The organism is Hymenobacter taeanensis, from assembly GCF_013137895.1.
Classification (GTDB): domain Bacteria; phylum Bacteroidota; class Bacteroidia; order Cytophagales; family Hymenobacteraceae; genus Hymenobacter; species Hymenobacter taeanensis.
Genome location: NZ_CP053538.1, coordinates 322,740 through 349,429, shown reverse-complemented (window position 1 = coordinate 349,429; position 26,690 = coordinate 322,740). Strand labels below are relative to the sequence as shown.

Below are 26,690 nucleotides of genomic sequence, written 5' to 3'. Positions count from 1 at the left end.
GGAGGTAAAGGGTGAGTCAGGGTTTGGCTAGCTCTACACCTCTCTATTCTTTATCATCACCTCATCACCCCATCACCTAGTTACTTAATCACCCTTCACCAATTACCTCATCACCTCCCCCGGCGAGTACCCGGTGTGCTTACGGAAGTAGCGGCTGAAGTAGGAGGCATCTTCAAACCCCAGGGCGTCGGCTACCTGGCCTACAGTGGCTGCGGTGTGGCGGAGCAGGCGGTGAGCTTCTACCAGTACCCGCTCCTGAATAAGCGCGCTGGCAGTTTTGCCCAGCTGGCGCCGGCAGAGGGCGTTGAGGTGGTTAGGCGAGATGTGGAGCAGATCGGCGTAGTGCTGCACGCTGCGCTGGGTGCGGAAGTGCTCATTGAGGAGCAGCCCAAACTCACGCAGTATTTGTTGCGCGTGCCGGGGCTCATCGGGCGCGGTGGCGGGCGGCGCGTGGTAGTGGCGGGCGGCCAGCTCCAGGCAAATGTGCAGGTAAGACCTGAATACCTCGTCTTGCTGCGGAGCCGGCGTGGTGTCTTCAGCCCACATCCGTTCAATAAGGGGCCCAATAGACGCATCGGTAGCGCCCAGGTGCAAGACGGGAGAGTACGCAGACGTGAAAAATGGGTAGTAGTAAAGGCGGGAGCCAGGGTAGCGGAACAGGTAGAACTCGGCCTCAAAAAACACCACGTAGCCTTGCGCATCCTCGGAGAGATCCCAGTGGTGCACCTGGCCCGGCGTCATGAAAAACAGGCTGCCCGGCTGCAGGTCGTAGGTTACCAGGTCAATGGTGTGCGTGCCGTGGCCCTGCGTGACGTAAAGCAGCAGGTAGAAGTTGTGGGAGTGCGGCTGACTGATGCCGGGGAAGTTGGCCACGTGCCGCTCCAGCCGCTCCAGGTACCAGGGGCGGTGCGGCCGGTTCTGCGGAAACGATTCGAGGGTGAAAACCGGAAGGCCAGGTGGTTTCATGAAGGAGGTAAAGAGGTAATGGGGTGATGAGGTGCGTTGGGGGCAAGCAATAAGTCTTCCTGACGCTGAGACGATCTTCTCAGGCGTAACCGACTGGCCTAGCTCCTCTTCTGGCCGAAGCATTTGCCTGCGCTGATGCCTGATGCGCAGGTTGCGCAGGATATCGTGCGAGAGCAACCGCTATAGTATTACCTCAGGGCTAGTCAAACTTACGCAGGCGCTTTTTGCTGAGCTCGTAGCTGATAATGGCGGGCACGTAAAAGGTAACATCAGCCAGCAGCTTGGCCAGCAGGATGCCCGCGCCAAAATGGCCTAGCCAGCGGGGCAGGTAGTACATAAGCGCCGGCCGAATCAGAAAGCTGTCGGCTACTTCAGCCAGCCCGAACTCTACCACCAAGGCCCGCACGTTCTGCCCAAAGGTGCCGGCGGTGTAGCGCAGTCCGCGGGCGCGCCGCAGTCGGTAAGCCAGCCAAACATCCTGCCCCAGCAAATACCCAAAGTAGGCCACATTGCCCGCCCAGGTGCCCGCCAGCGCCGCGCTAAGGGCACTATGGGTGACGTGCATAGCCACCAAAGCCCCCACCAGTGTAGCCACTACCGAAAGCCCTTCGGCGGGCAGGTAGCGCCGCAGCCATTCCCGAATTTTTTGCTTCATGTGAGCAGTAGGCTACGCCAGGCAGGAAACCAGTATTTTGGCAGTTGTTGGGCAAAGATACCAACTGGCTGCGGGCCTGTTGCCCGCTCTTACCTTTCTCAGTGTACTGCCATGCAGCTGCCGCTTACGCCCCTGGTTGTTGTTCTGTTTGCCGTGATAGCGCAGGCCGTATTTGCGGCGGGGTTGCTCTGGTTTGCGCGCCACAACCGGCTGCCCAACCGTTTTCTGGCGCTGCTTATGCTCAGTATTGCGCTATGGCTGCTGGATGGGCTATTTCGGGTGGGGAATATCTATGCGCAGAACCCCAACTGGTATTTTGCCCCTATCTATTACTCGCTCGGGTTTGGCCCCCTGCTATATTTCTACGTTCGCAGCCTGGTAAACCATGATTTCCGGCTGCGGCCGCAATACTTCTGGCATTTTGTGCCGGTGCTGGCGCAGGCCTTGTTGTATGGGTGCTTGCGGATACAGACCTACGAAACCCGCAACTGGTTCTGGCAGCACGTGCACCGGCCGTTTACCTACCGCCTGGAGTTTCTGGGCACCTGGTTGTCGCTGATAATCTACCTGGGGCTGAGCTTGCGTCTGCTAGGCCAGTACCGCCGCTGGCTAGCCGATAATTTCTCCGAAACCTCCCAGCTGCGCCTGTTGTGGCTGCGCACGTTGCTGATGTTGGTAGCACTTGTGAGTGCGCAATGGCTATTGGAGTTGGTACTCCGGGAGTTTTTCGGGCTATATTATAGCTATGACTACTCCACCGAGCTGCTGGGAGGAGTGGTGTTTCTGATTGGCGTGGTAGGCCTGCGGCAAGCCGATATGCAAGCCATCCATTTTGAGCCGGCTACCCAGTTGGCTGAGAGAGCAGAAGCCCTAGGCGGTCTGCCGACAACCGCCCCGGAAGCGCGCAGCAACGAAACGGCTAGGCCAGTTGAGAGGCCTGTGGCTGTAGCACCAGCAGAGCCAGAAGTAGCGCCAAAAGCCGCCGTAGATGAGGCCGCGGTGGCGCGCATCCGGTGGGCGCTGGAAGAAGAGAAGCTTTACCTGAATCCCACACTTACCCTGGCCGAGCTGTCGGCCCACACTGGCCTAGCGCCCCGCCTGATTTCTTTTACCGTCAACAACGGCTTCGGCCAATCCTTCAATGACTTGGTCAATAGGTACCGCGTGGCGGAAGTGAAGCGGCGCCTACGTACCCCCGACGCCCAGCGCCTCACGCTACTGGGTATTGCGTTGGATAGCGGCTTCAATTCTAAAACCACATTCAACCGCATCTTCAAACAGTTCACCGGCTACGCTCCGCGCGACTACCCCCTGGCCTAGCCACTGCCGGATAGCCGTTATGGCATAGTAAACGATAAGTCGGCGCTAATCAGGTTGGCGGTTAGGCCGGTGGTTTGCCGGTAATAGGCGTAGCGTAAGTCGAGGGCTTTGAACTTAGCTACCCGACCACCAAAAGGCGTTTTAAACCGCCCCAGGCCATATACGGGCGAATAGCGCAAGCCTAGGCCTGCTTTATGGGCTGAGAAACCTGCCAAATCATAATCAGAGGTATAAAACTCATCAAACACCGAGTGCTCTAAGTAGGGCGCGAAGTAGTTGGCAGCCGTTTGGGTATGGTAGCGGTAGAAGGGATACAGCACAAAAAAGGGCGTCACTTTCACGGGCGTTTCCAGCTCCAGAGTGTGCGCCGTAATGCCAAAGTTGTCGTTGTAGAAGCGGTAGTAGCCGCGCAGCTGCACCAGGTCGGTGGCGTAGTAGTTCAGGCGCAGGCCTACGGGATACTTGTAGCGCTGGCGGGGCAGGCGTTCGGTTTTGGCCTTACCCAGGGCTTCGCCCGTCTCGCGGAAATATACCCGGTGGAAGGGCGTACTCAGCAGCCCCCGCTGAGCTACCAACTCTGTGCTAATGGCCAGCTGCAGGCGCTGGGTGAGCACCTGCGAATACACCAGGTTCAGGTTGAAGCTTTGGCGGGTATCGAAGCCCGAACCGTGCTCCTGGCCGCCGCCCGTGCGGAGCTCCGCCGGCAAAATCAGGGTAGCCCTGTCAAAAAAGGCCTGGCCCGCTACGCTGAGCTCCCGGTTGCCATCCAGCGAAGCATGCGCCCAGGAGCCCGTAATGTTAAAGGAGAGGTAATCATACTCCTTTGAGAAGCCCCCGCCAACGCCTACAATAGTGCGCTTATCGGCCAGCTGCCGGGAGTAGCCCAGGTCTACGTGGTAGCGGGCATCGTGCGCGGAAGGCGACGACAGCACCTGATCAATCCGGTCGGTAGAGGCCGAAGCGTAGTAATCGACGCCCACGTTAGCCGACACGCGCGTGACCGAATCAAGCGGCACATTCAGGATGATGGTGGGGGTGAGGTCGGTAAGGTACTGAGTGCCCCGGCCGCCCTGCACGGCCCCATGGTCGCCATCCTGCTGGTAGTAGCTGGAGAGAATATTGACCTCGGTTTCGCCATGGTTGCTGGGGTCCGGTGGGGTTGGGGCCGTGGTGCTGGGGGCGCCGTAGCCATCTACGCGGTTGGGCGTAGGAGTGGCCTGGGCCCACACAAGAGCCGGCAGCAGTGCCAAGAGCGTGGCCGCCATAATGCGCTGAGTGAGTGAGTAGAAGCTGGAGGGCATAAGGAGAAGAGGTGCAGTACAAGAATGAACAATGAGCAGGGGGCAGAGAGCAATTAATCGGTGCCGAGATATACTTTTTTATCTTCCTCGACGCTTTTCACCGCTTAATTGCAGCCGCAGCCGCCGCCTACTTTACCGCCATTGGCCCCGCCGGCGCCTTCGCGGTAGCTCTCGAAGTTGGTTTCGTATACCTCAATGCGCTTGTTGGCCAGCTTCATGTCCTCATCGTTGAGATACATTTTTTGGTAGGCCGCCACCGATACGCAGCTGCTGAGGCCACTGCTGCCCACGAGCAGCAGCCCGCCCAGCACCACCCGCACCCGCGGAGAAAAAACAGTAGGGAGTATCATGGAGTAGGGGCCGCAGCGGTCTGCGGTTGTTGCGTGGAGTAGTAATTAACCGCCATGCCCCGGGAGGCCAGAGTGCGGCCATCGTTGGTAATGAGGGTGCAGTCAACGCCCTTGAGCTTGTTGATGAAGGCCAGCCCTTCTTCTGGTCCTTTCACAAACACCACTTCATCGAGGCCGTCGGCCAGCTCCACATCGGGGCAGATGATGGTGACGGAGCGAAGGCCCGTGGCGGGGTAGCCGGTGTGCGGATCAATGATGTGGCCGTAATACTTGCCCTGCACCGTGAAATACTGCTCGTAGTTGCCGGCCGTCACCACGGCCACATCCGTCACGGTGAGCCAGGAGGAAACAGACTGCGGGTAGACGGGGTCGCCAATGGCAATGCGCCACAGCGAGCCATCACTCTGCCGCCCCCAGCACGATACGTCGCCGGAGCCATTGATGAGGCCGCCCTGAATGCCCATTTGCCGCATAAGGGCCTGGGCCTTGCGCACGCCATAGCCCTGCAGAATGCCCGCCAGGTTCATGCGCATACCCTTGTCCTGGAGCATCACGGAGTGGGTGGCGGGGTCCAGCAGCACCTTCCGGTAGTCGATGCGGGCCACCGAGGCTTTCACCACTTCCGGGGCCGGGAGGCCAGCGTGCTCCTTGCGGTCAAACTTGTAGATTTTCTCGCCGCCGGCAAACGTAATATCGAAGGCCCCATTGCTGAGCGCCGAAAGCTTTAGGGTGCGCTGAATCAGGTCGTACACTTCCTGGTCTACCACCACTGGCTTGATGCCCGCCTGGCGGTTTACCTGGGTAATTTGGGAGGTGGAATCCCAATAGGAAAAAAGCCGGTCGATGCGCTGCGTTTCCCGAATGCCGGCCCGGATGGCGCGCCAAGCCAGGGAATCATCCTTCGATACGGCCGTGAAACTGAAGTGAGAGCCCATCAGGCGGGCATTGCGGGTAAAGTTGCGCGCTTTACCGGCCGGGGCCTGAGCAAAGGCCGCACCGCTGGCTACCAACAACCAGCCCAGTACCAGTAACTGGCCTAGGGCACTATAAACCAACTTAAAGGGGCCAAAAGAGGTGCGCATTCCCCTAGCGTTTAGTTAGCAGCTGAGACAGATAGGCATCATAGGCCGCTGGCCCACCCGGACGGTAGCCGGTTTTAGCCAGCACCTTGCCTTCCGGCGAAATGAGCACTACCAGCGGGAAAGAGCCCTCTTTGTTGAATTGCGCGGCCGCCGCCTCATTGAGCTTGGTCTGCTCAGCCGGAAGCTTATTTTTCTTGCTGCGCGGGAAGTCGAAGCGGGCCAGCACCAGCTTTTCCTGGGCAAACTTCTGAAACTCCGGCTGATCGAATACCTCCTGTTTAAGCATGATGCAGGGCTTGCACCAATCGGAACCTGAAAATACCGCCAGGATAGGCTTATTGGTAGCTTTGGCCTGTTGCAGCGCCTGGGTTAGGTTGGCATTCCAGGTCACGGCGGTTGTTTGAGCCTGACCCGTGAAACCAGCCAGCAGTGAAATCAATAAAACGAGCAGAAAACGCATAGGAAGTGGAAAGGGGTTGTGATTAAAACCAGATTAAAACACAAACCATTCCACCATACGGTAGCGGTTACTTTTCGGTGGCCTTAAGCACTACCTTTTCTCCCACTTCAGCCAGTTCTTGCTGATACCCCAAGCCGTTAGTCGTCGTTGCCCTGCCCTTTGCCCCGTTCGGCATCCAGAAAATAAGCACCGCGTAGCACCACGCGGGTGGTGTCGGGGATGGGGTCGAGGGGAGTTACGGCCACGTCGCCGTGGGCAGCGGCACCGGCTTTCATTTTTATGCGCCGGAAGGCGGCGGTGCTAGTAGAGGTGGCGCCAGTCTGCACGTAACCATAGCTCAGCTCCCCGGCCTGAATGAGCGCTTCTTCGGGTAGCGTGCGGGTCCGCTGCCCGGCCGTTTGAATGCGGGCGGCTACGTACTGACCGGGCAGGAGCGTTTCAGTTTCGGGACCTTCGAGGTGGGCATGCACGGTTACGGTGCGGGCGTCGTTTTCGAAGGCTTTGCCCACCAGAAACACTCGGGCCCGCATGATTTCCTGCGCCATCCGCCGGCTAGGCACCGTGAATAAGATCGACTGGCCTACGCGGATTCGGGCCACATCGCGCTCAAACACCTTGAGCTGCAGGTGCAGATCGGAGCGGTCTACTATTTCCACCAGCACATCCTGGGGGTTTACGAACTGACCGGGGTTGGTATTCACCGTGCGCACGTAGCCCGAGAGCGGGGTAGTAAGGCTCACGGTGGGCTGAATGCGACCTGAGGAAGCAAGGCGCTCGGCTGAAATATTCAACTGGCCTAGCTGGGCCGCCAGGCTCCGTTGGGTGGCCTGCTCGGTGGCGTAGTCGGCCTGGGCTTGCTGGAGTTTGCGCTTGGCTCCTACATCCTCCACATCCAGAATGCGCTGGCGTTCCAGCTCCTGGCTCAGGAACCGCACCCGCGCCCGACTTTGCAGGTAGGCTTCCTGCAGCTTTAGGTAGTCGGGGTGACGCAGCACGGCTACGGTAGTCCCCTTCTTCACGAACTGGCCCGGCAGCACCTGCACCTGCTGCACGTAACCGCCCAGCACCGCCGAAATAGAAACCAGATTTTGGGGCGGCACATCCACCACGCCGTTCGCCTGCACCTCCGAGGCCATGTTCTGGCGCGTGAAGCTGCCCAGGGCAATGCCAGCGGCCTGCGCCTGCGCCGCCGAAATTGTCACCTGCTCCGGGTCGGTGGGGGCCGCTGGGGCTGCGGGGCGCGCGGGCGTAGCGCCTTTCGCCTCGGAGGAAGCATCCTGTTTGCAGCCCGTAAGGCAGGAAGCCAGCAGGAGGGAGGCTAGCGGAAGCGAGATAGAAGGCGAAAGGAGAAACTTCATGGAAGCCAGCACCGAAGTGCAGGATAAGCGTGAAAAGAAATAATGGCCTAGCAGCTCAGGCGGTTACTCATCGGTGCCCGCCAAGGCTTGCAGGCTAATTACCAGCTCATTGTACTGGCCCACCTGGGTAAGGTAGGCCTGCTGAATTTGCCAGGCCGGCTCGGTATTCACCACGTAGGTCACGTAGTCGATGTCGCCGGCGCGGAAGCTTTTCTCCGCGGTAGTCAGAATGAGGCGGGCCTGGGGCAGGGCGTCGCGCTCATAGTAGTCAAGCGAAGCGCGGGCACGGCGCAACTGCTGGCGCAGGGCGGCTTGCTGGCCGGTGAGCTGGGAAGTGGCGTAGGCCAACTGGTTGTCGGCGGCTTGCTCACCGAGGCGGGCGGCGGCAATGCGGGCCTTTTGCGCCCCGCCCAGCAGCGGCACCGAAAGACCCGCCTGTGCTACCTGAAACCCTCTCTCCTTGTTAATGCTCTGGTTGAAGTAGCCCACGCGTACATCGGGGAGGCGGCGCAGCTGCTCCACCTGGGTCTGGCGCTGGCTCTGCGTCAGCTCCTGCCGCAGGAGGCCTAGCGTGGGGTTCGAGTCGGGGGAGAGGCCAGCGGTATCGGCGGGGGCCAGCACGGCCACAGCGTTTTCGGTGGTATCAATGCGGGTGGGGCTGGTGCCTAGCAGGAGGGCCAGCTGCTGCTGCTGCACGGCCACCGCGGTGAGGGTGTTGGCCAGCTGGTTTTGCAGCTCCCGCGAGCGGGCCTCCGCCGACACCTGCTCCAGTCGGTTGGTTTCACCCACCTGGTACCGGATTTTTGCGGCCCGGGCGGCGCGGCGGTAGAGGCTGTCTTGGCGGCGCAGGAGGGCGGCACGGCGGTACGTGAGCAGGAGCTGGTAGTAGCTGCTGCGGATGTTCTGGCTGAGCTCCCGGCGCTGCACGCGGCCGCGCTGCTCAGCCGTGAGGGCCTGGCTTTCCAGCAAGCGGCGCTGGGCGGCGTACACGTTGGGCAGGGAAGTCTGCTGAATTACATTGAAGCTCTGGTCAGTGAAAGGGCCGGAAAGCTGCCCCCGCTGATAGTCCAGCACGGTGCGCGGAATGTCATAGCCGGTGCGGGTGAGGGCCCGCTGCTGCTGGACCTGCAGAGCCGACGACTGCAACGACAGGTTCTGCCGTAGGCCAGTCTGCAGAGCTTGTTGGAGCGTGAGCGGAGTGCTAACAACAGCCGAAGAAGCGGAAGTAATTTGCGCCTGGCCTAGGCTGGGCAACGTGAGCAGCAGAAGCAGCAAGCTCAGCGCGGCCACTGGCCTGGCGGGTGGGCCGCTTGGTTCAGGGGGCGTACTGGGCGCCGGGTCTTCATCATCGGCGGTGAAGAAAGTGTAGAGCACCGGCAGCACCAGCAGGGTCAGAAGAGTGGCCGTAATCAGCCCGCCAATAACAACCGTGGCCAAAGGCTTTTGCACCTCCGCGCCGGCTGAGTTGCTCAGGGCCATGGGCAGAAAGCCCAGAGATGCCACCGAGGCCGTGAGCAGCACCGGTCGGAAGCGCTCAGCAGTGGCCTTCAGTACCCGTTCGCGCACGTTGCGCACGCCGGCCTCGGCCAGCTCGTTGAGGCTGGCCACCAGCACAATACCGTTAAGCACGGCCACCCCAAACAAAGCAATGAAGCCTACACCCGCCGAAATGCTAAACGGCATTCCGCGCAGCCACAGGGCCAGAATACCGCCAATAGTAGCCAGCGGGATACCCGTGAAAATCAGAGCGGCCTGCTTCACAGAATTGAAGGATAGGTACAATAGCAAGAAGATGAGTAGCAGGGAAATAGGCACCACCACGCTTAAACGGGCCTTGGCCTGCTGCAGGTTCTCGAAGGCCCCGCCGTACCGGATGCTGTAGCCCGTGGGCAGCTTCAGACCGGCATCGAGCTTGCCCTGAATTTCCTGCACCAGGCTCTGCACGTCGCGGCCACGCACGTTCACGCCAATATTGATGCGGCGGCGGGCATCATCGCGGGATATCTGGGCGGGGGCGCTCCGGTAGGCCACGGTGGCTACTTCCTCCAACGGTACTTTCTGGCCTAGGGGCGTATCCACGTACAGGTTGCGCAAGTCGCCGAGGCCCTGGCGGCTGGTGCTGTCGAGGCGCAGGACAAGATCGTAGCGCCGCTCCCCTTCGTACACCTGGCCGGCCACGTCGCCTGCAAAGGAAGTGCGCAATAGGGCGTTCAGGTCCGACACGTTCAGGCCGTACTGGGCCAGCTTCTGGCGGTCGTAGGTGACGCGCAACTGGGGCAGGGCCACAATCTGCTCCACTTTTAGGTCGCCCACACCCTCCAAGGGACGAATAAGAGCGGCAGCGTGGTTGGCTTTCTCGAAGAGCACGGCCAGGTCTTCGCCATAAATTTTAATGCTGATGTCCGACTTCGCGCCCGAAATCAGCTCATTAAAGCGCATCTGGATGGGCTGCTGAAACTCCACGTTCACACCGGGAATGTTGGCCAGGGCCTGGTTCATCTTGCCCGCCAACTCCTCCCGCGAGTCTGCCGACGTCCACTCGCCCTGGTCTTTCAGTACCACAATCTGGTCAGAATCCTCAAACGACATGGGGTCGGTGGGGATTTCGGAGGTGCCAATTTTGCCCACTACCTGCTCTACTTCGGGGAACTGCCGCAGCAGAATCTGCTGGACTTTAGTGGTGGTGGCAATGCTCTGGCTCAGTGAGGAGCCCGGCGAGAGGGTCACGTTCACGGCAAAGTCGCCCTCATCAAGCTGCGGAATAAACTCGCCGCCCATGCGCCAAAATAGCACACCCGCCAGCACCAACAGGCCTAGGGCCAGCGCCACCACGGCCCCGCGCATCCGCAGCGCGCCTTGTATCAGGGGCTGGTAGCCGCGCAGCAGCAGCTGCATAATGCGGTGGGCCAGCGTGCCTTCTTCCTTGATATCCTTGCGCAAGGCCCACGCCGACACGGCCGGCACGTAGGTGAGGCAGAGCAGCATGGCGCCCACAATGGCGAAGCTCACCGTGAGGGCCATGGGCCGGAACATCTTGCCCTCAATGCCGGTGAGAGCCAGGATGGGGAAGTACACAATCAGGATGATGAGCTGCCCGAACAGGGCGGAGCGCATCATGCGGGTAGCGGCGGTTTCGGCCACCTGGTCCATGGTTTCGTGCTCGGTCTGCTGCCGGAAGTGCACAATATGGAAGATCATGGCTTCCACGATAATCACGGCCCCGTCTACAATCAGCCCGAAGTCCAGGGCGCCCAGGCTCATGAGGTTGGCCGATACACCGAAGGTGCGCATCATGCCCAGCGCAAACAGCATGCACAGCGGAATCATGGAGGCTACCACCAGCCCCGCCCGGAAGTTGCCCAGCAGAATCAGCAGCACCAGAATCACGATAACGCCGCCCTCAATCAGGTTTTTGGTGACGGTATGAATGGCCTTGTCGATGAGTTTAGTGCGGTCAAGAAACGGTACTACTTCCAGGCCCGGCGGCAGGGTTTTCTCAATTTCCGCCACGCGGGCCTTTACGCCCTTGATAGTTTGCTCCGAAGAAGCGCCCTTGAGCATGAGCACAATGCCGCCCACGGTTTCGCCGGCGCCGTTGCGGGTCATGGCGCCGTAGCGCATGGAGTGCCCGAAGCGCACCTGCGCCACATCGCGTACCAGCAGGGGGGCGTTCTGGGTAGCCTGCTTGATTACGATGGCGCCAATGTCGTCCAGGGAGCTCACCCGGCCCTCGCCCCGAATGAAGTAGCCGTTGCGGCCGCGCTCCAGGTACGAGCCGCCCGTGTTGGCATTGTTGTCTTGCAGGGCGGTGAACAGCTCCGGCATGGTTACGCCGGCCGCGTTGAGCTGGTCGGGGTTTACGCTGACCTCGTACTGGCGCACGTAGCCGCCAAAGCTGCTCACATCTACCACGCCGGGCACGCCCGCCAGCTGGCGCTTAATGAGCCAGTCCTGTACGTCGCGCAGGGCGCTGAGGGAGTATTTCTGTTCAAAGCCCTTCTTGATGTGGATGCTGTACTGATAAATCTCGCCCAGGCCAGTGGTGATGGGGGCCATCTGGGGGGCGTCGCCGGTGCCTAGCTCGGCCTGGGCGGTGGTGAGCTTTTCGGCTACCAGCTGCCGGGTGCGGTAGGTGTCAATATCGTCCTCGAACACCACCGTTATCACCGAGAGGCCAAACCGCGAGATAGAGCGGATTTCCGTCACGCCCGGAATGGTGCGCAGCTGCAACTCCAGGGGTACAGTGAGCAGCTGCTCCACTTCCTGCGCGGCCAGGGCCGGGCTTTGCGTGATAACCTGCACCTGGTTATTGGTGACGTCGGGAATGGCATCGAGGGGCAAATGCGCGGCCGAATAGCCACCCCAGCCCACTAACGCTACCAGCAGCAGCACCACGAACAGCTTGTTATGAATGCTGGCTGCTATAATTTTTGAAAGCATCGAAAGTCGATTTTGCGTTGACAAAGAACGTAACCCCGGCCCTGGCGGGTGGACATAGTCGGCTTAAGATTGTCTTAAAATCACGGTGGTGGCTCACCGGGCTCTATCATCAACGGCCAAGAAGCAGTAGGTTCACAGCCTGAAAACTGTGGTGGTTTGCTCAAGCTAGCGGCTAGTTCTCCTCCTTGGAAAGGAGGGGACAAGGGTGGGTAACCTGTCATCGTTTATCCTGACGGTTATGTCGGGCTTGTCGGTACATCTCGCGTGCTGACGTTGCACCTCACCCCCCGGCCCCCTCTCCGGAAAAGGAGAGGGGAAGCCAGACGAAGCTGTAGAGATGTCTCGACTCCGCTCGACATGACGGGCTGGAGTAGTCACTCTAGGCCAGTCAACCACCCCTAACCCTTCCTTGCTTGATGCGCAACATCATCTGAGGAGGGGAATTAGCGTAGCCTCTAACACTACTTGCCTTTCCTCTGCTCTTAAATTCCAACATATCCTATGCGCATCCTGGTCATTGAAGACGAGCCTGGCATTGCCCGCTTCCTGAAGCAGGGCCTAGAGGAAGAGGCCTACGCCGTGGAAGTAGCTGATAACGGCATCGAGGGGTTGGCGCTGGCCCTGGAACAGGCCTACGACCTGCTGCTGGTGGACTGGATGCTGTCCGGCCTTTCGGGCCTGGAGGTGTGCCGGCAGCTGCGGGCTGCTCAAAATCACACGCCGCTGCTCTTTCTCACGGCCAAGGACACCGTGCAGGATACCGTTGCAGGCCTGCAGGCTGGCGCCAACGACTACATCAAAAAGCCTTTCCACTTTGAGGAGCTGCTGGAGCGCATCAGGGTGCAGCTGCGGCCGGCGGCGGGGCCACCCGAGCGGTTCACCGTGGGCCCCATTGCGCTGGATGTAGCTACCCACCAGGTGTTCCGCCACGACGAAGAAATACCGCTGACCCAGAAGGAGTTTGCTTTGCTGGAGTACCTGCTGCGCCACAAGGGCAATGTATGCCGCCGCCAGAGCATCATTGAAAACGTCTGGGACATTCACTTCGAGTACAATACCGGCGTGATTGACGTGTATATGAATGCCCTGCGCAAAAAGCTGCGCCTCAGCAAAGACGAAGACTACCTGCAAACCATCCGCGGCATTGGGTATGTTGCCCGCGACTAAGTGGGGAGTAATGAGTGGTGAACAGTGAGTGAGCTGTTCTTACTTCTCACTTCTCGTTTCTAATGATCATGGCCCTAACGTTTAAAAACCGCATTGCGCTGCACTACATGCTGGCCACCGCCGCGCTGGTGGCCGTGGCCTACACTCTGGTATTTCTGGTGGTGCGCCAGCAGGTGTACGCCGGCCTGGATGCCCGCTTGCGCTTTGAGGCTGCCAAGCACAGCAAGGAGCTGACCATTGTTGGGCATACCATTCACTTCGCTCATAAAAATGAATGGGAAGAGCGTGAGCACCGCGAGGTAGACGTGGACCCGCTCTTTATTCAGATAAACGACCTGTACGGGCACTTGCTGGACCGCTCCCCCAACCTGAAGGCCGATAAGCTGGTGTTTGACCCCCAACAGGCCCAGCAGCGGCTCCTGAACCTAGAGCTGCGCGGGAAAGCGGTGCGGCAGGTGCAGGAGACCGTGCTGCGCGATGGAAAGCCGGTGGGCTACGTGGTGGCGGCCATTTCCTCCGAAGCGGCTCAGCAGGTGCTTGACAGGTTGGGGGTGGCGCTGCTGCTCTCATTTCCGGTGGTGCTGCTGGGCCTGTTTGGCAGCGCGCGCCTGCTGGCGGGGCGCAGCATTGCGCCCATCAATGCCATTACGGCCACCACCAACCGCATCACGCGCAGCAACCTCGCCGAGCGGATTGCCCTGCCGCCCCGCCCCGATGAGCTGCACACGCTGGCCACCGCTATTAATGGGCTGCTGGAGCGAATTGAGCAGGCCGTAGAGCGGGAAAAGCAGTTTACCGCCGACGCCTCCCATGAGCTGCACACGCCCCTGGCCGTGCTCAAGGGTACCCTGGAAGTGCTCGTGCGCAAGCCCCGCACCGCCCCCGAGTACGTGGAAAGCATTACGCTCAGCATCCGGGAGATAGACCGCCTCACCCACCTCGTAGATCAGCTCCTGCTGCTGGCCCGCTTCGACGATTCCGGCATGCTGAGCCTGCGCCGCCAGGAGCTTTCGGTGCTCAGCAGTGTGCATGATGTACTCCACCGCCTCCGCGCCGACCTGGGGGCCAAGCGCATTCGCGTGGATGTGCAGGACCACGCCACCCAGGCCGTGGTCTCCGACCCCTTTATGGTAGATCTGATTCTGGATAATGTGGTGTCCAACGCCGTGAAGTATTCGCCGGCTGGCGCTACCATCGTCATCGAGCTGGCCGACGTGGCGGGTGGCCTGCGCTGCACTATCGCCGATGCTGGCATTGGCATCCGGGCCGATGATCTGTCGCGCATCTTCGACCCGCTCTACCGCTCCGACGCGTTGGCCCACAAGCATATTGGCGGTACTGGCCTAGGCCTCTCCATCGTAGCCAAAGCCTGTGCCCTGCTGGGCATACAGCTCTCCGTAGACAGCACGTTGGGCCAGGGCACCGTATTCACATTGCTGTTCCCGGCAAAATAGGGGCATGGCTTCTGCATCATACGCTAGGCTGCGCATAAGAGACTGAGCCTTGGGAAAGGGCTGAGGCTTTTACGCACGCAACAACGGCACCGCAACGAGTGGTAAAGCAGCAGGCGTTACAGCAGTAGCTGGGGCGGCTTAGGGCAGGAGTTGCTTGTGAAACTCAGCAAGCCGTAGCTAACGCTAGCAACCAGGGGTAGGGCAGCAGTAATCCGTTTGGTGGCAGCAGCACCTGATTGCTGGTGAAACTGAAGCAACCCGCCAGGCAAATGAGGGCTTAGCTGTGATGCTATAAGAGCCTGAAGCTGCTAGCCGTTTTGCCTGGGCTGCCGCGTGCCGCGCCAATACACCCCGGCCAGTGAGAGCACTGCCATTAGCAGAACCAGGAAGAATAAGGAAGTGGGTATCATGGTAGTGGGCATTAGCTGGGCCACGGGGCCGTGGAAAAATCAGGATACAGTAAAGCTCCTGCAGTAATAGGTATAAAATACTGATAATAATTGAGTTAAAGTATAGTATGGGCCGTGAGAGGTGACTCCGGAGCAGGCGGTTGCTTCCTGATTAGGGCCCAAATCATGATGTGGGGCGCCCCGATACCGGAAACGGGGCGTTTGGACGGCTGGGTGCTGTCAGCTTTGGGCCATTGTTCACCCCACATCATGACCATGAAAAAGCTTCTGCCTGCCGTAGCGCTCCTGGCAACTCTCACTCCTGGCCTGCGCGCCCAAACCACTCCGCCTCCGGCCTGGACCGACCACGCCCGTGCGCTGCCCGATAAGCTGCGGCAGGTGCCCGTGGGCCTCACGCTTTGGCACACCCCCAACCCCATTTACCCGGAGCCCAACCCCGCCCAACCCGGCGGCTACGTCTGGAAACACAGCACCATGCTGCGCTCCGAGGTAGGCGAGCTGGAAGTGGTGGAGTGCGGCAGCTTTATCTGGTACAGCGAGGCCGGCTGGCAAGCCAACATGCGCGAAACGCCCACCGAGTTTGCCGAGCTATTTCAGTGCCCCGGTGGCCGCTTGCTGCCCGGCCGCACCTACACCTTCGCGAAAAACTACCGCTACGCCGACAACGCCCAGCGCCTCTACGGGGGCGACGCGCTCTGGTACATTCTGGCCAAAGACAAGGCCGGCAAGCTTTATAAGGGCATGGGCCTGGTTGAAACCGAGGCCACCGTTCGCTAGGCCGGGTAAGTGCTTATGCGCAAGCAGCACCTCACGTAGCCGTGCTGACGGGCTCAAAAAGCAAACGGATATCCATTGACTTTCTTCTCAATTCTCATGAAACCATACTGCTTCTTACTCCTTCTACTAAGACTCTGGGCTTTCCAGCCCGCGCCAGCCACCTATCAACTTAACCCTGCTACCAGCCGCATCACCTGGACGGGCTACGCGGAGGTGGGCGGCTATGCTCCCAGTGGCACCGTGCAAATGAGGCAGGGCGAAATTGCCTACGATGGCCGCCGACTACGCCATGGCCGCGTTGAGTTAGATATGCGCACCATCACGCAGGAGCAGGCCCAGTTAGCTGAGCACTTGCGCGGCCCCGATTTTTTTGACGTGGCCCGTTACCCGGCGGCCGTGTTTGTGCTGCAAGAGATGAAAGGCAACAAAGCGCTAGGCCAGCTCACGCTCAAGGGCGTCACGAAGCCCGTGCAGTTTCCACTCACGCTTAGTGCGTTGCCCAATGGCCAGCTGCACCTGCGAGGCGTAGCCACCCTCGACCGCACCCAGTTTGGGGTGAACTACAACTCCAGCAGCTTTTTCCAGAACCTGGGCAGCTATGCTATTCGCAATGAGTTTCGGCTGGAGTTTGACGTGGTGGCCTCGAAGCATTGAGCCGGAGTGGCCTAGCGCTACGCAATGCCGCAACGCGCAACGCCGGCGGCTCCCTTGGCGTACAGTTTAGCAACATCTCACTCTACAACTCCCTTTCTGTACTATGGACCACGCTGCCCGCATCGAAGAAACTATCCAGGGTATCTACCACGCCTTTGAGCATCCTGGCCAGCACCCCGCCGACTCCGGCCTCACCGCCATCGACAACTGGATTCAGGCACTGGATGGCTTAGGTGGCTCGGCGCTGGCAGGCCTGCAGGGTGAGCTGCGCAACCTGCGCGGCCACGTACAGAACGACGACCGCCCAGCCATTGCCAACTCCCTCCAGCACCTCGGGCAGGAAACGTCCCTCATGGCCCGCAACATGCACGACGGTGTGGGTGACCACCTGCGCCACCTGGGCCAGGTGCTCATCACGGCCGCCGGCAACCTGAAAATGTCGTAAGAGGTGTAGTGGCTTCCTAGGCCACTGCGCCGCTGTGTACAAGCCTTGCCTCCCGTAGGCAAGGCTGTTTTTTGACGGCTGAAATCGGGCGCATTGCCTGAGGTAGCGTCGCCCTTTAATCAGCATTACCTTCTTTTCCATGGACTCCACTCACTCTACCTCGGGCCAGGAGCAGCCCGCCGGCTCCGTACTGGCGGGCAGCCAGCCTCACCTTGAAGCCACCCTCCACGCCCTGCAAACCACCCAGCTGCCCCACCTGCTGCCCGCCGCCGGCGACAACCTATACCGCTGGATGAACCTGCTGCAGACCGTGGAAGGCAACCAGTTTGCGCCCCTCATTCTGGAGCTGCAAAACCTCTACAACGCCATCGACCACGGCAACCCTAATGGCCCGCAGGTAAAGGACTCTCTGCAGAAACTAGCCGAGCTTACCACCCAAGCCGCTACTACCGCCGATGCCGAGTCGGGGGGTAAGTTGCGGGAGCTGGCTCAGGCGCTGCAAGCTGCCGCCAGCACGCTATAAGGTTCAGCTTCATGAGGCAAGCCCTATGTGGTATTCTTAGCCGGGGCCAACCCTGGGCGGAAGGATAGAGTACATAAAGGCTCCTGTTGTTTCACCCAACCCTTACCGTATGTCTATCTCAAATTCTGCCAGCACTGACCAGTTGGAGGCTTCCCTCCGTATTCTGCGTACCGAAGACTTAGGACAGGCGCTGAACTCAGCCTCCGAAAACATTGATAGCTGGATTATAATGCTTCGCGCTACCGGCGAGGCTGCCCATGCTACTCTTGCCTCCGATTTGCTGCAGCTGAAAGGCTACCTCAACGGCTCCGATCCTGCCCCCATCAGCGACATGCTGCAAACCTTGGCTGAGCATATCAATAGCTTCGTCGACAACGTCAATCCGCGCTTCCTCAGCTCCCTCGATGAGCTATCAAAAGCTCTCAGCAGCATAGCCCGTAAGCTGCAGTCAACTCAGGATGCCCAAAATTCCTAGAGTATCTTTCCATAAAGCAAGAGCCCCGCTGCTGGTTAACCAGTAGCGGGGCTCTTGCTTTATGGAAAGTATCTGCATCTAATACCCAGCGGCGGTATCGTCGCCGCGGGGGTCGGCACCGCCTTCTAGCTTGCCGCCGGGCAGCACCCGAATCACCTCTACCCGGCCCCAGGAGCCGCGTGGGTTCAGGGTATAGCCACGGGCCCGGAGCGAGTCTTGGGCAGCAGGGACTAAGGCACCGGCTTCCACGTCAATCTGGTCGGGGAGCCACTGGTGGTGCAGGCGCGGGGCGGCCACGGCCTGTTGGGCGTTAAGGCCGTAATCAACGGTTGCCAGAATCGACTGCAGTACGCTGGTAATGATGGTGCTGCCGCCGGGCGTGCCGGTTACCAGGGCCAGCTTCTTGTTTTTGGTCAGGATGGCGGGCGTCATGGAGGACAGCATGCGCTTGCCGGGCGCAATGGCATTGGCCGCGCCACCCACCAGCCCATACGAGTTGGGCGTGCCGGGCTTGCTGCTGAAATCGTCCATTTCATTGTTGAGCAGGAAACCGGCACCGGCTACTACTACTTTGCTGCCGTAGGCGCCGTTAAGCGTGGTGGTGCAGCTTACAGCGTTGCCCTGAGCATCTACCACGTTATAGTGCGTCGTCTGATCTGACTCATAGCCCGGTAGGCCACTCCCCGCCGATACCTGGGCGCTGGGTGTGGCGCGGTAGGCCAGTGTGGTAGCCATGCGCTGCTTGTTGTAGGGTTTCTCCAGCAGCTGCGCCACGGGTACTTTGCCAAAATCCGGGTCGCCGAGGTAAGTGGCACGGTCGGCGTATACGCGGCGCTCGGCTTCGGTAATCCAGTGCGTGGCCTGGGGCGAGTGCCAGCCGGCTTTGCCCAGGTTGTAGGGCTCCAGCATCTGCAGCATTTGCAGCAGCGCCACGCCGCCGGAGCTGGGTGGCGGAAAGGTCAGCACGTCGTAGCCGCGGTACTCGCCGTGCAGGGGAGTGCGCCACTTAGGCTGGTAGTTCAGCAGGTCTTGCTTGCTGATGATGCCGTTGCCGCGCTGCATTTCGGCTACTAATAAGCTGGCCGTTTCTCCCTCGTAAAAACCAGCCCGACCCTGGTCGCGGATGCGCTCTAGCGTACGGGCCAGCTCAGGATTTTTTGCCACATCGCCCTCATTGAAAGGTGCTGGCTTTAAGTAGGCATTGTAGGGATTGATTTTCGCGAAAGTTTCCCGCTGCCCGTTCAGGCCTGCGGCTTCCTTGTTCGTCAGTTTAATTCCGTTTGAGGCCAGCTCTACGGCGGGCTGCACCACATCTTTCCAGGGTAGCTTGCCCAGCTTCTTGTGTAGCTCCACCATGCCGGCCACCGTGCCGGGTACGCCGGCCGCGAGGTGGCCTAGTGTGCTTAGGTTGGGCACCACATTGCCCTGCTTATCGAGGTACATGTCGCGGGTAGCGGCGGCGGGGGCCGTTTCCCGGAAATCCAGGGCACCTTCCTGCCCATCGGCGCCGCGGTAGAGCAGGAAGCCACCGCCGCCAATGTTGCCCGCCACCGGAAAAGCTACCGCCAACGCAAACTGCACTGCTACGGCCGCATCATACGCATTGCCCCCCTTGCGCAATATCTCTACTCCAATGCGCGTAGCCTCGGGGTGGGCTGATACCACCATGGCCTGGTCGGTGACTACGGGCGTGGCCGCCGGCACGGGCGCCGTTAGGGAGGTGGCAGCAGTAGGGGAGGTAGTGGTTTGGGTAGTGGTGCAAGCAACCAGTACGGCCAAAGCCAGCGGGTAGAAGAGGCGTTTCATACAGGCAAGGTACGAAGAAGGAGAAGTCGTGAAATTGTGATGTGGTGAATGAGAGTAGTGCCATTGCCCGAACCCAGGACGACGCAATCATTCCGGCTCGTGTGCGCAGAGCGTTGACCTGTTTAGAGGGCAGTACGGCTACCATGGAAATACGAGCTTTTTTGTTTTTTCAGAAGCTCTGACACAGAAATAAGGAACCATTAGCTACTCTGGGTTACGGGGCTTTGCTCCGCTCGAATGGCAGGCGGCCTAGGCCTAATCTACTCTATCACTGTATAACCATTTCATCAATCGATATCCTAAATTCCTCAATCCGCGTAGCTTTGGACCACACCTACCTGTGCCTTTCGCTATGACGACTGATACCACCACAACCGCCACCGATGAAGTTGCTGACCTGCTTCCCATGGTGCAGCAGGACCCCTGGCTGACGCCCTTTGAGCCAGTGCTTCGGGCGCGACAGCAACGTTTGCAGCAGCGCCTCGATGAAATCAGGCAGCAATGCGGCTCCCTGAGCAAGTTTGCGCTGGCGCATCAGCGGCTAGGCCTCAACTACGATGCGCGCCGCAAGGGCTACTGGTTTCGGGAGTGGGCCCCGGCCGCCGAAGCGCTTTACCTGATTGGTGACTTTAATGGCTGGGACCGGCAGGCCACTCCGCTTACGCGCGGCACCGATGGCGTGTGGGAAGTGTTTCTGGCCGATAAGGAATATCAGAACCGCTTTACCCACCACTCCCTTTTCAAGGTGCATGTGGTAACCAGCAAAGGCAGCAAAGACCGCCTGCCGGCCACCCTGCGCCGGGCCGTGCAAAACTCCGAAACCCACGATTTCGCGGGGCAGGTGTGGCGCCCCGAAACCGCGTTTGAATGGACCGACCAGAAATTCCGGATTCCGAATTGCGTGCGGGAGCCGTTCATCTACGAGGCCCATGTGGGCATGGCCACTGAGGAAGGCCGCATTGGCACCTACCTGGAGTTTGCCGAGCACCTTCTGCCACGCATTCAGGCGGAGGGCTACAACTGCCTGCAGCTCATGGCCATCATGGAGCACCCGTACTACGGGTCGTTTGGCTACCACGTGGCCAACTTCTTTGCCGTATCGTCGCGGTTTGGTACGCCCGAGGAGCTGAAGCACCTCATCAATGAAGCTCACCGCCGCGGCATTGCGGTGCTGCTGGATGTGGTGCACTCCCACGCCGTGAAGAATGAGGCCGAGGGCTTGGCCGATTTCGACGGCTCAGGTGGGCAGTACTTTCATGAGGGCGAGCGGGGTAGCCACCCCGGCTGGGACTCTAAGCTCTTCGACTACGGCAAGCCCGAGGTGCAGCAGTTTCTGCTCAGCAACGTGCGCTACTGGCTGGAGGAATTTCACTTCGATGGCTTCCGCTTCGATGGCATTACCAGCATGCTCTACCACCACCACGGCGAGGGCGTGGCCTTCGGGAGCTATGAGCAATACTTTGGCGCCGATGCCGACGATGATGCCATCCTGTACCTGCAGCTGGTGACTACGCTGGTGCGCGAGCTGAAACGCAGCGCTATTCTCATCGCCGAGGACATGAGCGGCATGCCCGGCCTGTGTAGGCCTATTGAGGAGGGCGGCATTGGATTTGATTACCGCCTGGGCATGGGCATTCCGGATTATTGGATCAAGCTGCTCAAGCACACCCGCGATGAGGACTGGAACCTGCATGACCTCTGGCACGTGCTCACCAACCGCCGCTTGGGCGAGAAGACAGTGGCCTACGCCGAAAGCCACGACCAAGCCCTGGTAGGCGACAAAACCCTGGCCCACTGGCTACTCGACAAGGCCATTTACGAGCACATGCACAAAGACGACCCCGACCCCATTGCGGCCCGCGGCATTGCCCTGCACAAGCTCATCCGGCTGATTACGCTCAGCCTGGGCGGCGAGGCCTACCTCAACTTTATCGGCAACGAGTTTGGCCACCCTGAGTGGGTGGACTTCCCGCGCCAGGGCAACGACTGGAGCTACCATTTTGCCCGGCGCCAGTGGAGCCTGGCCGATAACCCCGACCTGAAGTTCCAGTACCTGCTGCGCTTCGATCAGGAAATGATTAAGGTAGCCAAAGCCACGCGCCTGCTCAGCCCCACCGCCGCCGGCATTGCCCGCGAGCTGAACATCGATACGAACAACCAGGTGCTCATCTTCGAGCGGGGTAACCTGCTCTTCGTCTTCAGCTTCCACGTAGACCGCAGCGTGCCCGACTACCGCTTCTACGTGCCGCTGGGTGGTCGCTACCGCATCCTACTCAACTCCGATGATACCCAGTTCGGCGGTTTTGGCCGCATCGATAACAGCCTCACCTACGAAACCTTTGAGGAAGACGGTGTAAACAAGCTCAGCCTCTACGTAACCAGCCGCACCGCCCTAGTGCTAACTAGGATATAAAACCAGGAGTGGCCTAGAACGACCAACGGCCAGAAATGAACGTCATGTTGAGCCCATCGAGCCATCTTGCGTGCTACGATTGTAAAGGTATCCGTCGTGCTGAACCCAGCCGAAGCATCTCTACCGCTTCGTTGTTGTTCTAGGCCAGGTTAGTAACCAGAGGTTGAGATGCTTCGGCTGCGCAGACGCCAGATCAAGCATGGCGTAGCTCCAGATAGCCTACTCTGGCAACATCAGTACGCGAAACGCTTCAGCTTCGCTCAGCCTCTCGTTCTTGGCTAACAATCAGAAGGCCCCGTTGCGACTAGCGCAACGGGGCCTTCTGATTGTTAGACTAGCCTGGGCCACTATTTAGCGCCGGTCTTGATGCGCTGTACGGCTTCCTGGGCGCGCTCGTCGCGGGTGTCGCCTTTCTTGGCGCGGCCTACCCAGTTGGCCAGCTCCTTGCGGCGGCCGTAGGGCAGCTCATTAAATTTCTGCTGCAGGCCAGCATATTCCAGGGCGTCGGTGAGCTCGGCGGGTACTTCTACGGGGCGTTCCTCGGTGTCGCGCTCCAGAATTACGTGCACCGTGCTGCTCCAGCTTTTGCCAATGGCGTTCCGAACTTCTTTGCGCACGGGCAGCATATGCTCGCCGTTGCCCAGCGGCAGCAAGCTCAACCGAATCGGGAAGCCATCAATGGTGCCGCGTATGGGCAAGGCCGCCGTGGTGCCGTACAGCTCCTGCACGTTAAAGGGAACAACCAGAAAAACACCATTGTCGGAGGCATCCATTTCCAGGTCGGCGTCGAATTCGTGTTGGGCGGTAGGTGTACTCATGTAAGGGAAAGTAAAAGACAGTCTAACGGCGGGCCCAGCCTGATTCCAGCTGGCCCAGCACGCGTTGTAAAGCAGCAGTATCATCAGAAGATACTACCTGAAGGTTTTGGGCGGCTGCCGGGTAGGCAGCGCGCACGCGCTCGGCTACGGCTTCAGACGCGGCCAGCACCACGTCGGCCCGGCGCATGGCAATGCGCTCCAGCTCCAGAATCCAGCCGCGGTCGGCGGGCGTATTGCGGTCCTGGGCCAGGCTGTGCACGTGCAGTACCAATGGCCGGCCCGTTTGCTGCCTGATTTCCATAGCCGCCAGCCACGTAGGCCAGTCCGAGGCATATATCACGGTAACGTCTTCCGCCGCTACCTGCCGGGAGGCTAGGCGGGCGTACTGAATTACCTGGTAGTTAAGGTCGGCCTCAGCAGTTGGGGTTAGTTGCAACGCCGCCAGGCTATCGGGCAGGCCATTGGTGGGGGCTGCTGGCGCTGAGTTTTCAGCGGCTGCAACGTTTGGCACCAGATCATCCTGCGGCTGCGAAAGGTCCTGTGCCTCAGTAGCGTCAGGCTCCGCCCCGTCATCCTCAAACTCATCGTGGTTTAGCAGGCCGCCCGTAGGGATAACTGGCTGAGGCAGTGACTGGGGCGTTTGCAAGGCAGCAATGCCGGCAGGCGCTGTGGGCTGGGTACCTTCAGTAGTACTTGGCGCAGTGGATATAGACGCTGACTGCGCCGAGCGGCCAATGTAGGGCTCAACGGGCGTAGCCAGTGGCGCTTGCCCACCAGCGGTGCCCGCTGCACCCGCTGAACTACCCAGGTAGGGCGCGGTCGGAACTTGCCAGCCGGCCGCATGATCCGGACGAGCCGGAAAAGCCTTGACTTGCTCAGGCGTGAGCTCCGATAATACGGTGATGTTAGCGTTCGGAGCGGCCGTGAGCGTGATGGACCGGCGAGGCAGCACAATGGCCAGTGGCGTGTGGGGCGCCAACGCCTGAACGAGCGTCAATACGGGCGGAGCAGACTGCTCGCCGGAGCGGGGAGAATCGTCCCAGCCGAGTAGCAGTACGTGGGATGCAGCAGGCGTCATAAGGGGGCATAACAGAAGGCGGGCACTAACCTAGTACGGCAAGGTAGAGAAAAATGCCGCCCGCCGTGTCCTAAAAAGGCCTTTTTCCGAAAAACTCAACCGTAGCCCACCCGAAGTCGCAGGAATCATTTTTACCTTGCAGGCTTAAACAGACTCTGCTGGCGCGGCCAGTGCTGGGTCTGTGTTACTTTCTCTCTCTTCATTACCATGGCCGATACTATTCAGGAGAACAATTACATGGTAAACGACTTGGCCGCACGGGCCAAGCAGGAGTTTTATCCTGGCCAAGTCGTTTCCTGTCAGCAGTCTGGGGCTGATTTTCTCTTTCAGTGCGACAACAACGTCCAGCTCCAGCTTCAGGTAATTACTGATAAAGTTCTGCGCTTCCGGTTCGCTACTGATAACGGGTTTGCCCCCGATTTCAGCTACGCTTTCCCTGAAGGAGTGCCGGCCCGGCAGGAGCCCGAGTTCCTGGAATTTCGGGAGAAGCTCGACCACTACCGCATCACCACCGACCGCCTCATTTGCACCATCTCGAAAGCCAACCTGGCCAGCCGCGTGCTCGACCGCTCCGGCTCGGTGCTGAGCGAAGACGAGAAAGGCTTTCACTGGGAGTATGAGTACGAAACCGGCAACGACATCGTGAAGATGAGCAAGCTGGTGCAAAGCGGCGCCCACTACTACGGCCTCGGCGACAAGCCCGAGAACATGAACCTGCGCGGCAAGCAGTTCACCAACTGGGGTACCGATACCTACGGCTACGTGAAGGGCTCCGACCCGCTCTACAAGAACATTCCGTTTTTCCTGGCCTTGCACCAGAAAATTGCGCACGGCATCTTCTTCGATAACACCTTTAAGGCTTCCTTTGATTTTGCCGCTGAGCGGGCCGACGTAGCCAGCTTCTGGGCGCAGGGCGGCGAGATGAACTACTATTTCATCTACGGCCCCTCGCTGCTGGAAGTAACCGAGGAGTACACCCGCCTGACCTGCCCGCCTGAGCTGCCCCCGCTGTGGGCCCTGGGCTACCACCAGTGCAAGTGGAGCTACTTCCCCGAGAGCCTGTTCAAGGGCATTGCCAAGGGCTTCCGCGACCGGCAGATACCCTGCGACGCGCTCTACCTCGACATCGACTACATGGATGGCTACCGGTGCTTTACCTGGAACCCCACCCACTTCCCCGACCCCAAGCGCATGGTGCGGGAGCTGGCCGAGGATGGCTTCAAGACCATTGTCATCATTGACCCCGGCATCAAGATTGACCCCAACTACAGCGTGTATCGCGAAGGGCTGGCCAATGACTACTTCTGCCGCCGCGCCGATGGGCCCCTGATGAAGGGCTCTGTGTGGCCCGGCCTCTGCAACTTCCCCGACTATACCCGCCCTGAAGTGCGCGAGTGGTGGGCCGGCCTGTTTAAGGGCCTGATTCAGGAAGACGGGGTGAAGGGCGTGTGGAACGACATGAACGAGCCCGCCGTGTTCGAGAAGGGCACCTTCCCCGACGATGTGCGCTTCAGCTACGACGGTCACCAGGCCTCGCACAAAAAGGCCCATAACATCTACGGCATGCAGATGGCGCGGGCTACGGCGGCCGGTGTGAAGCAGTTCAGCTACCCCAACCGCCCGTTCACCATCACGCGCAGCACCTACTCGGGTGGGCAGCGCTACTCCTCCGGCTGGACCGGCGACAACGTGGCTTCCTGGGAGCATCTGTGGCTGGCCAACATCCAGTGCCAGCGCCTAAGCATTTCGGGCTTCAGCTTTATTGGGTCTGATATCGGGGGCTTTATTGACACGCCCGATGGGGAGCTGTACGTGCGTTGGGTAGCGCTGGGAGCGTTCCATCCGTTCTTCCGGACCCACAGCTCCGGCGACCACGGCGACCAGGAGCCCTGGAGCTTCGGGGAGCAGTACGCCGAGCTGGCCAAGGGCTTTATTGAGCTGCGCTACCGCCTGCTGCCCTACATGTACACCACTTTCTGGCAGTACACGCAGCAAGGCACGCCCATGCTGCGCCCCCTGGCCTTCCTCGACCAGACCGACACCGATACCTACCTGCGGATGGCCGAGTTTGCCCTCGGCGACCATCTGCTGGTGTGCCCCATTACTACGCCCGGCGCCGATGGCCGCTGGATGTACCTGCCCCGTGGCAACTGGTTCTATTACTGGACCGATGAGGCCAAAGCCGGCGGCGCCGAAGTGTGGGCCAGCGCCCCCCTCGACCGGATTCCGCTGTTCATTAAGGCCGGTGCCGTACTGCCCATGTACCCGCTGATGCAATACGTAGGCGAGAAAGTGGTAGAAGAAGTGACCCTGCACGTGTACTACAAGAACGGAACGGAAACCAGTGTGCTCTATGAGGATGGGGGCGAGGGCTACGGTTACCAGAACGGCCAGAGCACTACGCGCCGCTTTAAAGTGAAAGGCACCGAAACCGGCCTGGTGCTGCAGCAGGAAACCGAGGGCGACTATCAGCCCACCTTTACCACCTACCGCGTGGTGCTGCACGGCCTGCCCTTTGCGGCCGCCGCGTTCAGCCTCGATGGTACTCCTGCAGACGGGGAAGAAACTATTACCGAAACCGGTCTCAGCCTACCGAGCGTAGTGGTTGGGGCTAGTTTTACGGAGTTGGTGATTGGGTAGAGGAGCTTGCTACTGCTTACAAAAAGGCTTTCAGCGCAGTGCTGGAAGCCTTTTTTGTGCTGCTGGAGGCAGGCGCAATCAGAGCAATAGAATAAATA

Annotated in this window: 21 protein-coding genes; 10 read left to right on the top strand and 11 right to left on the bottom strand. The window is 60.0% G+C overall.

The genetic code is table 11. The annotated features are described in order from the left end of the window. Nucleotides 1-102: 102 nt before the first annotated feature. Both HMJ29_RS01490 and HMJ29_RS01485 read right to left on the bottom strand, forming a co-directional pair. Nucleotides 103-1,143: an AraC family transcriptional regulator gene (locus HMJ29_RS01490; protein WP_171589825.1), complete on the bottom strand. Its 1,041-nt coding sequence runs from the start codon at nt 1,141-1,143 to the stop codon at nt 103-105. A gap of 22 nt (nt 1,144-1,165) precedes the next feature. Next, complete coding sequence (locus tag HMJ29_RS01485) at nt 1,166-1,621, bottom strand: hypothetical protein (protein ID WP_171589824.1); 456 nt, start codon at nt 1,619-1,621, stop codon at nt 1,166-1,168. A gap of 111 nt (nt 1,622-1,732) precedes the next feature. On the opposite strand from HMJ29_RS01485, the gene HMJ29_RS01480 reads away from it, so the two are divergent. Then, on the top strand, nt 1,733-2,941 hold the full coding sequence (locus HMJ29_RS01480; protein WP_171589823.1) for a helix-turn-helix domain-containing protein: 1,209 nt from the start codon (nt 1,733-1,735) through the stop codon (nt 2,939-2,941). 17 nt (nt 2,942-2,958) lie between these two features. Here the strand turns inward: HMJ29_RS01480 and HMJ29_RS01475 are convergent, their stop codons facing one another. The 6 genes from HMJ29_RS01475 to HMJ29_RS01450 form a co-directional block, all read right to left on the bottom strand. Next, the gene (locus HMJ29_RS01475; protein WP_171589822.1) at nt 2,959-4,242 is read right to left on the bottom strand and encodes a DUF3570 domain-containing protein; all 1,284 of its coding nucleotides are present in this window, start codon (nt 4,240-4,242) and stop codon (nt 2,959-2,961) included. A gap of 104 nt (nt 4,243-4,346) precedes the next feature. Beyond that, a complete protein-coding gene (locus HMJ29_RS01470; protein WP_171589821.1) occupies nt 4,347-4,592 on the bottom strand; it encodes a DUF4266 domain-containing protein in 246 nt (81 codons plus the stop codon). Beyond that, a complete protein-coding gene (locus tag HMJ29_RS01465) occupies nt 4,589-5,674 on the bottom strand; it encodes an FAD:protein FMN transferase (protein WP_171589820.1) in 1,086 nt (361 codons plus the stop codon). Before HMJ29_RS01465 ends, HMJ29_RS01470 begins: the two co-directional genes overlap by 4 nt. A 4-nt stretch (nt 5,675-5,678) precedes the next feature. Then, the gene (locus HMJ29_RS01460; protein ID WP_171589819.1) at nt 5,679-6,134 is read right to left on the bottom strand and encodes a thioredoxin family protein; all 456 of its coding nucleotides are present in this window, start codon (nt 6,132-6,134) and stop codon (nt 5,679-5,681) included. A gap of 137 nt (nt 6,135-6,271) precedes the next feature. Beyond that, entirely contained in the window at nt 6,272-7,492 is a 1,221-nt protein-coding gene (locus HMJ29_RS01455; RefSeq protein ID WP_171589818.1) for an efflux RND transporter periplasmic adaptor subunit, read from the bottom strand. Between the two features lie 63 nt (nt 7,493-7,555). Then, nucleotides 7,556-11,932, bottom strand: a complete 4,377-nt coding sequence (locus HMJ29_RS01450) for a CusA/CzcA family heavy metal efflux RND transporter (RefSeq protein WP_171589817.1) — start codon at nt 11,930-11,932, stop codon at nt 7,556-7,558. 501 nt (nt 11,933-12,433) lie between these two features. On the opposite strand from HMJ29_RS01450, the gene HMJ29_RS01445 reads away from it, so the two are divergent. The 7 genes from HMJ29_RS01445 (at nt 12,434) to HMJ29_RS01415 (ending at nt 17,837) form a co-directional block, all read left to right on the top strand. Further along, on the top strand, nt 12,434-13,099 hold the full coding sequence (locus HMJ29_RS01445; protein WP_171589816.1) for a response regulator transcription factor: 666 nt from the start codon (nt 12,434-12,436) through the stop codon (nt 13,097-13,099). Nucleotides 13,100-13,167: 68 nt separating this feature from the next. After that, the gene (locus HMJ29_RS01440) at nt 13,168-14,553 is read left to right on the top strand and encodes a sensor histidine kinase (protein WP_171589815.1); all 1,386 of its coding nucleotides are present in this window, start codon (nt 13,168-13,170) and stop codon (nt 14,551-14,553) included. Between the two features lie 665 nt (nt 14,554-15,218). Further along, nucleotides 15,219-15,740 carry a hypothetical protein gene (locus HMJ29_RS01435; protein ID WP_171589814.1) on the top strand — a complete coding sequence of 174 codons (522 nt, stop codon included), beginning with the start codon at nt 15,219-15,221 and terminating at the stop codon, nt 15,738-15,740. A 96-nt stretch (nt 15,741-15,836) separates the two neighbouring features. Beyond that, a complete protein-coding gene (locus tag HMJ29_RS01430) occupies nt 15,837-16,394 on the top strand; it encodes a YceI family protein (RefSeq protein ID WP_171589813.1) in 558 nt (185 codons plus the stop codon). A 103-nt stretch (nt 16,395-16,497) separates the two neighbouring features. Then, on the top strand, nt 16,498-16,839 hold the full coding sequence (locus tag HMJ29_RS01425) for a hypothetical protein (protein ID WP_171589812.1): 342 nt from the start codon (nt 16,498-16,500) through the stop codon (nt 16,837-16,839). Between the two features lie 139 nt (nt 16,840-16,978). Then, on the top strand, nt 16,979-17,362 hold the full coding sequence (locus HMJ29_RS01420) for a hypothetical protein (RefSeq protein ID WP_171589811.1): 384 nt from the start codon (nt 16,979-16,981) through the stop codon (nt 17,360-17,362). Nucleotides 17,363-17,471: 109 nt separating this feature from the next. Further along, on the top strand, nt 17,472-17,837 hold the full coding sequence (locus tag HMJ29_RS01415) for a hypothetical protein (RefSeq protein WP_171589810.1): 366 nt from the start codon (nt 17,472-17,474) through the stop codon (nt 17,835-17,837). Between the two features lie 78 nt (nt 17,838-17,915). Here HMJ29_RS01415 and ggt read toward each other — a convergent pair whose 3' ends face one another. Then, entirely contained in the window at nt 17,916-19,643 is a 1,728-nt protein-coding gene (gene ggt / locus HMJ29_RS01410; RefSeq protein ID WP_171589809.1) for a gamma-glutamyltransferase, read from the bottom strand. 352 nt (nt 19,644-19,995) lie between these two features. Here ggt and HMJ29_RS01405 point away from each other — a divergent pair, with 352 nt between their 5' ends. Further along, nucleotides 19,996-22,056: an alpha amylase C-terminal domain-containing protein gene (locus tag HMJ29_RS01405; protein WP_171589808.1), complete on the top strand. Its 2,061-nt coding sequence runs from the start codon at nt 19,996-19,998 to the stop codon at nt 22,054-22,056. Nucleotides 22,057-22,403: 347 nt separating this feature from the next. Here the strand turns inward: HMJ29_RS01405 and HMJ29_RS01400 are convergent, their stop codons facing one another. After that, nucleotides 22,404-22,874 (bottom strand): YdeI/OmpD-associated family protein, encoded by a 471-nt coding sequence (locus HMJ29_RS01400; RefSeq protein ID WP_171589807.1) that lies wholly within the window; start codon nt 22,872-22,874, stop codon nt 22,404-22,406. A 22-nt stretch (nt 22,875-22,896) separates the two neighbouring features. Continuing rightward, the gene (locus HMJ29_RS01395) at nt 22,897-23,952 is read right to left on the bottom strand and encodes a glycosyltransferase family 4 protein (RefSeq protein WP_171589806.1); all 1,056 of its coding nucleotides are present in this window, start codon (nt 23,950-23,952) and stop codon (nt 22,897-22,899) included. 207 nt (nt 23,953-24,159) lie between these two features. Here HMJ29_RS01395 and HMJ29_RS01390 point away from each other — a divergent pair, with 207 nt between their 5' ends. Continuing rightward, nucleotides 24,160-26,592, top strand: a complete 2,433-nt coding sequence (locus HMJ29_RS01390) for a glycoside hydrolase family 31 protein (RefSeq protein ID WP_244678695.1) — start codon at nt 24,160-24,162, stop codon at nt 26,590-26,592. Nucleotides 26,593-26,690: the final 98 nt, after the last annotated feature.

Bases quoted from the DNA above. Each gene is read 5' to 3' on its own strand.
- HMJ29_RS01445 (WP_171589816.1), top strand. From the start codon at position 12,434: ATGCGCATCCTGGTCATTGAAGACGAGCCTGGCATTGCCCGCTTCCTG.
- HMJ29_RS01390 (WP_244678695.1), top strand. From the start codon at position 24,160: ATGGCCGATACTATTCAGGAGAACAATTACATGGTAAACGACTTGGCC.
- HMJ29_RS01455 (WP_171589818.1), bottom strand. From the start codon at position 7,492: ATGAAGTTTCTCCTTTCGCCTTCTATCTCGCTTCCGCTAGCCTCCCTC.
- HMJ29_RS01460 (WP_171589819.1), bottom strand. From the start codon at position 6,134: ATGCGTTTTCTGCTCGTTTTATTGATTTCACTGCTGGCTGGTTTCACG.
- HMJ29_RS01480 (WP_171589823.1), top strand. From the start codon at position 1,733: ATGCAGCTGCCGCTTACGCCCCTGGTTGTTGTTCTGTTTGCCGTGATA.
- HMJ29_RS01440 (WP_171589815.1), top strand. From the start codon at position 13,168: ATGGCCCTAACGTTTAAAAACCGCATTGCGCTGCACTACATGCTGGCC.
- HMJ29_RS01395 (WP_171589806.1), bottom strand. From the start codon at position 23,952: ATGACGCCTGCTGCATCCCACGTACTGCTACTCGGCTGGGACGATTCT.
- HMJ29_RS01435 (WP_171589814.1), top strand. From the start codon at position 15,219: ATGAAAAAGCTTCTGCCTGCCGTAGCGCTCCTGGCAACTCTCACTCCT.
- HMJ29_RS01430 (WP_171589813.1), top strand. From the start codon at position 15,837: ATGAAACCATACTGCTTCTTACTCCTTCTACTAAGACTCTGGGCTTTC.
- HMJ29_RS01475 (WP_171589822.1), bottom strand. From the start codon at position 4,242: ATGCCCTCCAGCTTCTACTCACTCACTCAGCGCATTATGGCGGCCACG.
- HMJ29_RS01405 (WP_171589808.1), top strand. From the start codon at position 19,996: ATGACGACTGATACCACCACAACCGCCACCGATGAAGTTGCTGACCTG.
- ggt (WP_171589809.1), bottom strand. From the start codon at position 19,643: ATGAAACGCCTCTTCTACCCGCTGGCTTTGGCCGTACTGGTTGCTTGC.
- HMJ29_RS01470 (WP_171589821.1), bottom strand. From the start codon at position 4,592: ATGATACTCCCTACTGTTTTTTCTCCGCGGGTGCGGGTGGTGCTGGGC.
- HMJ29_RS01420 (WP_171589811.1), top strand. From the start codon at position 16,979: ATGGACTCCACTCACTCTACCTCGGGCCAGGAGCAGCCCGCCGGCTCC.
- HMJ29_RS01465 (WP_171589820.1), bottom strand. From the start codon at position 5,674: ATGCGCACCTCTTTTGGCCCCTTTAAGTTGGTTTATAGTGCCCTAGGC.
- HMJ29_RS01425 (WP_171589812.1), top strand. From the start codon at position 16,498: ATGGACCACGCTGCCCGCATCGAAGAAACTATCCAGGGTATCTACCAC.
- HMJ29_RS01485 (WP_171589824.1), bottom strand. From the start codon at position 1,621: ATGAAGCAAAAAATTCGGGAATGGCTGCGGCGCTACCTGCCCGCCGAA.
- HMJ29_RS01415 (WP_171589810.1), top strand. From the start codon at position 17,472: ATGTCTATCTCAAATTCTGCCAGCACTGACCAGTTGGAGGCTTCCCTC.
- HMJ29_RS01400 (WP_171589807.1), bottom strand. From the start codon at position 22,874: ATGAGTACACCTACCGCCCAACACGAATTCGACGCCGACCTGGAAATG.
- HMJ29_RS01450 (WP_171589817.1), bottom strand. From the start codon at position 11,932: ATGCTTTCAAAAATTATAGCAGCCAGCATTCATAACAAGCTGTTCGTG.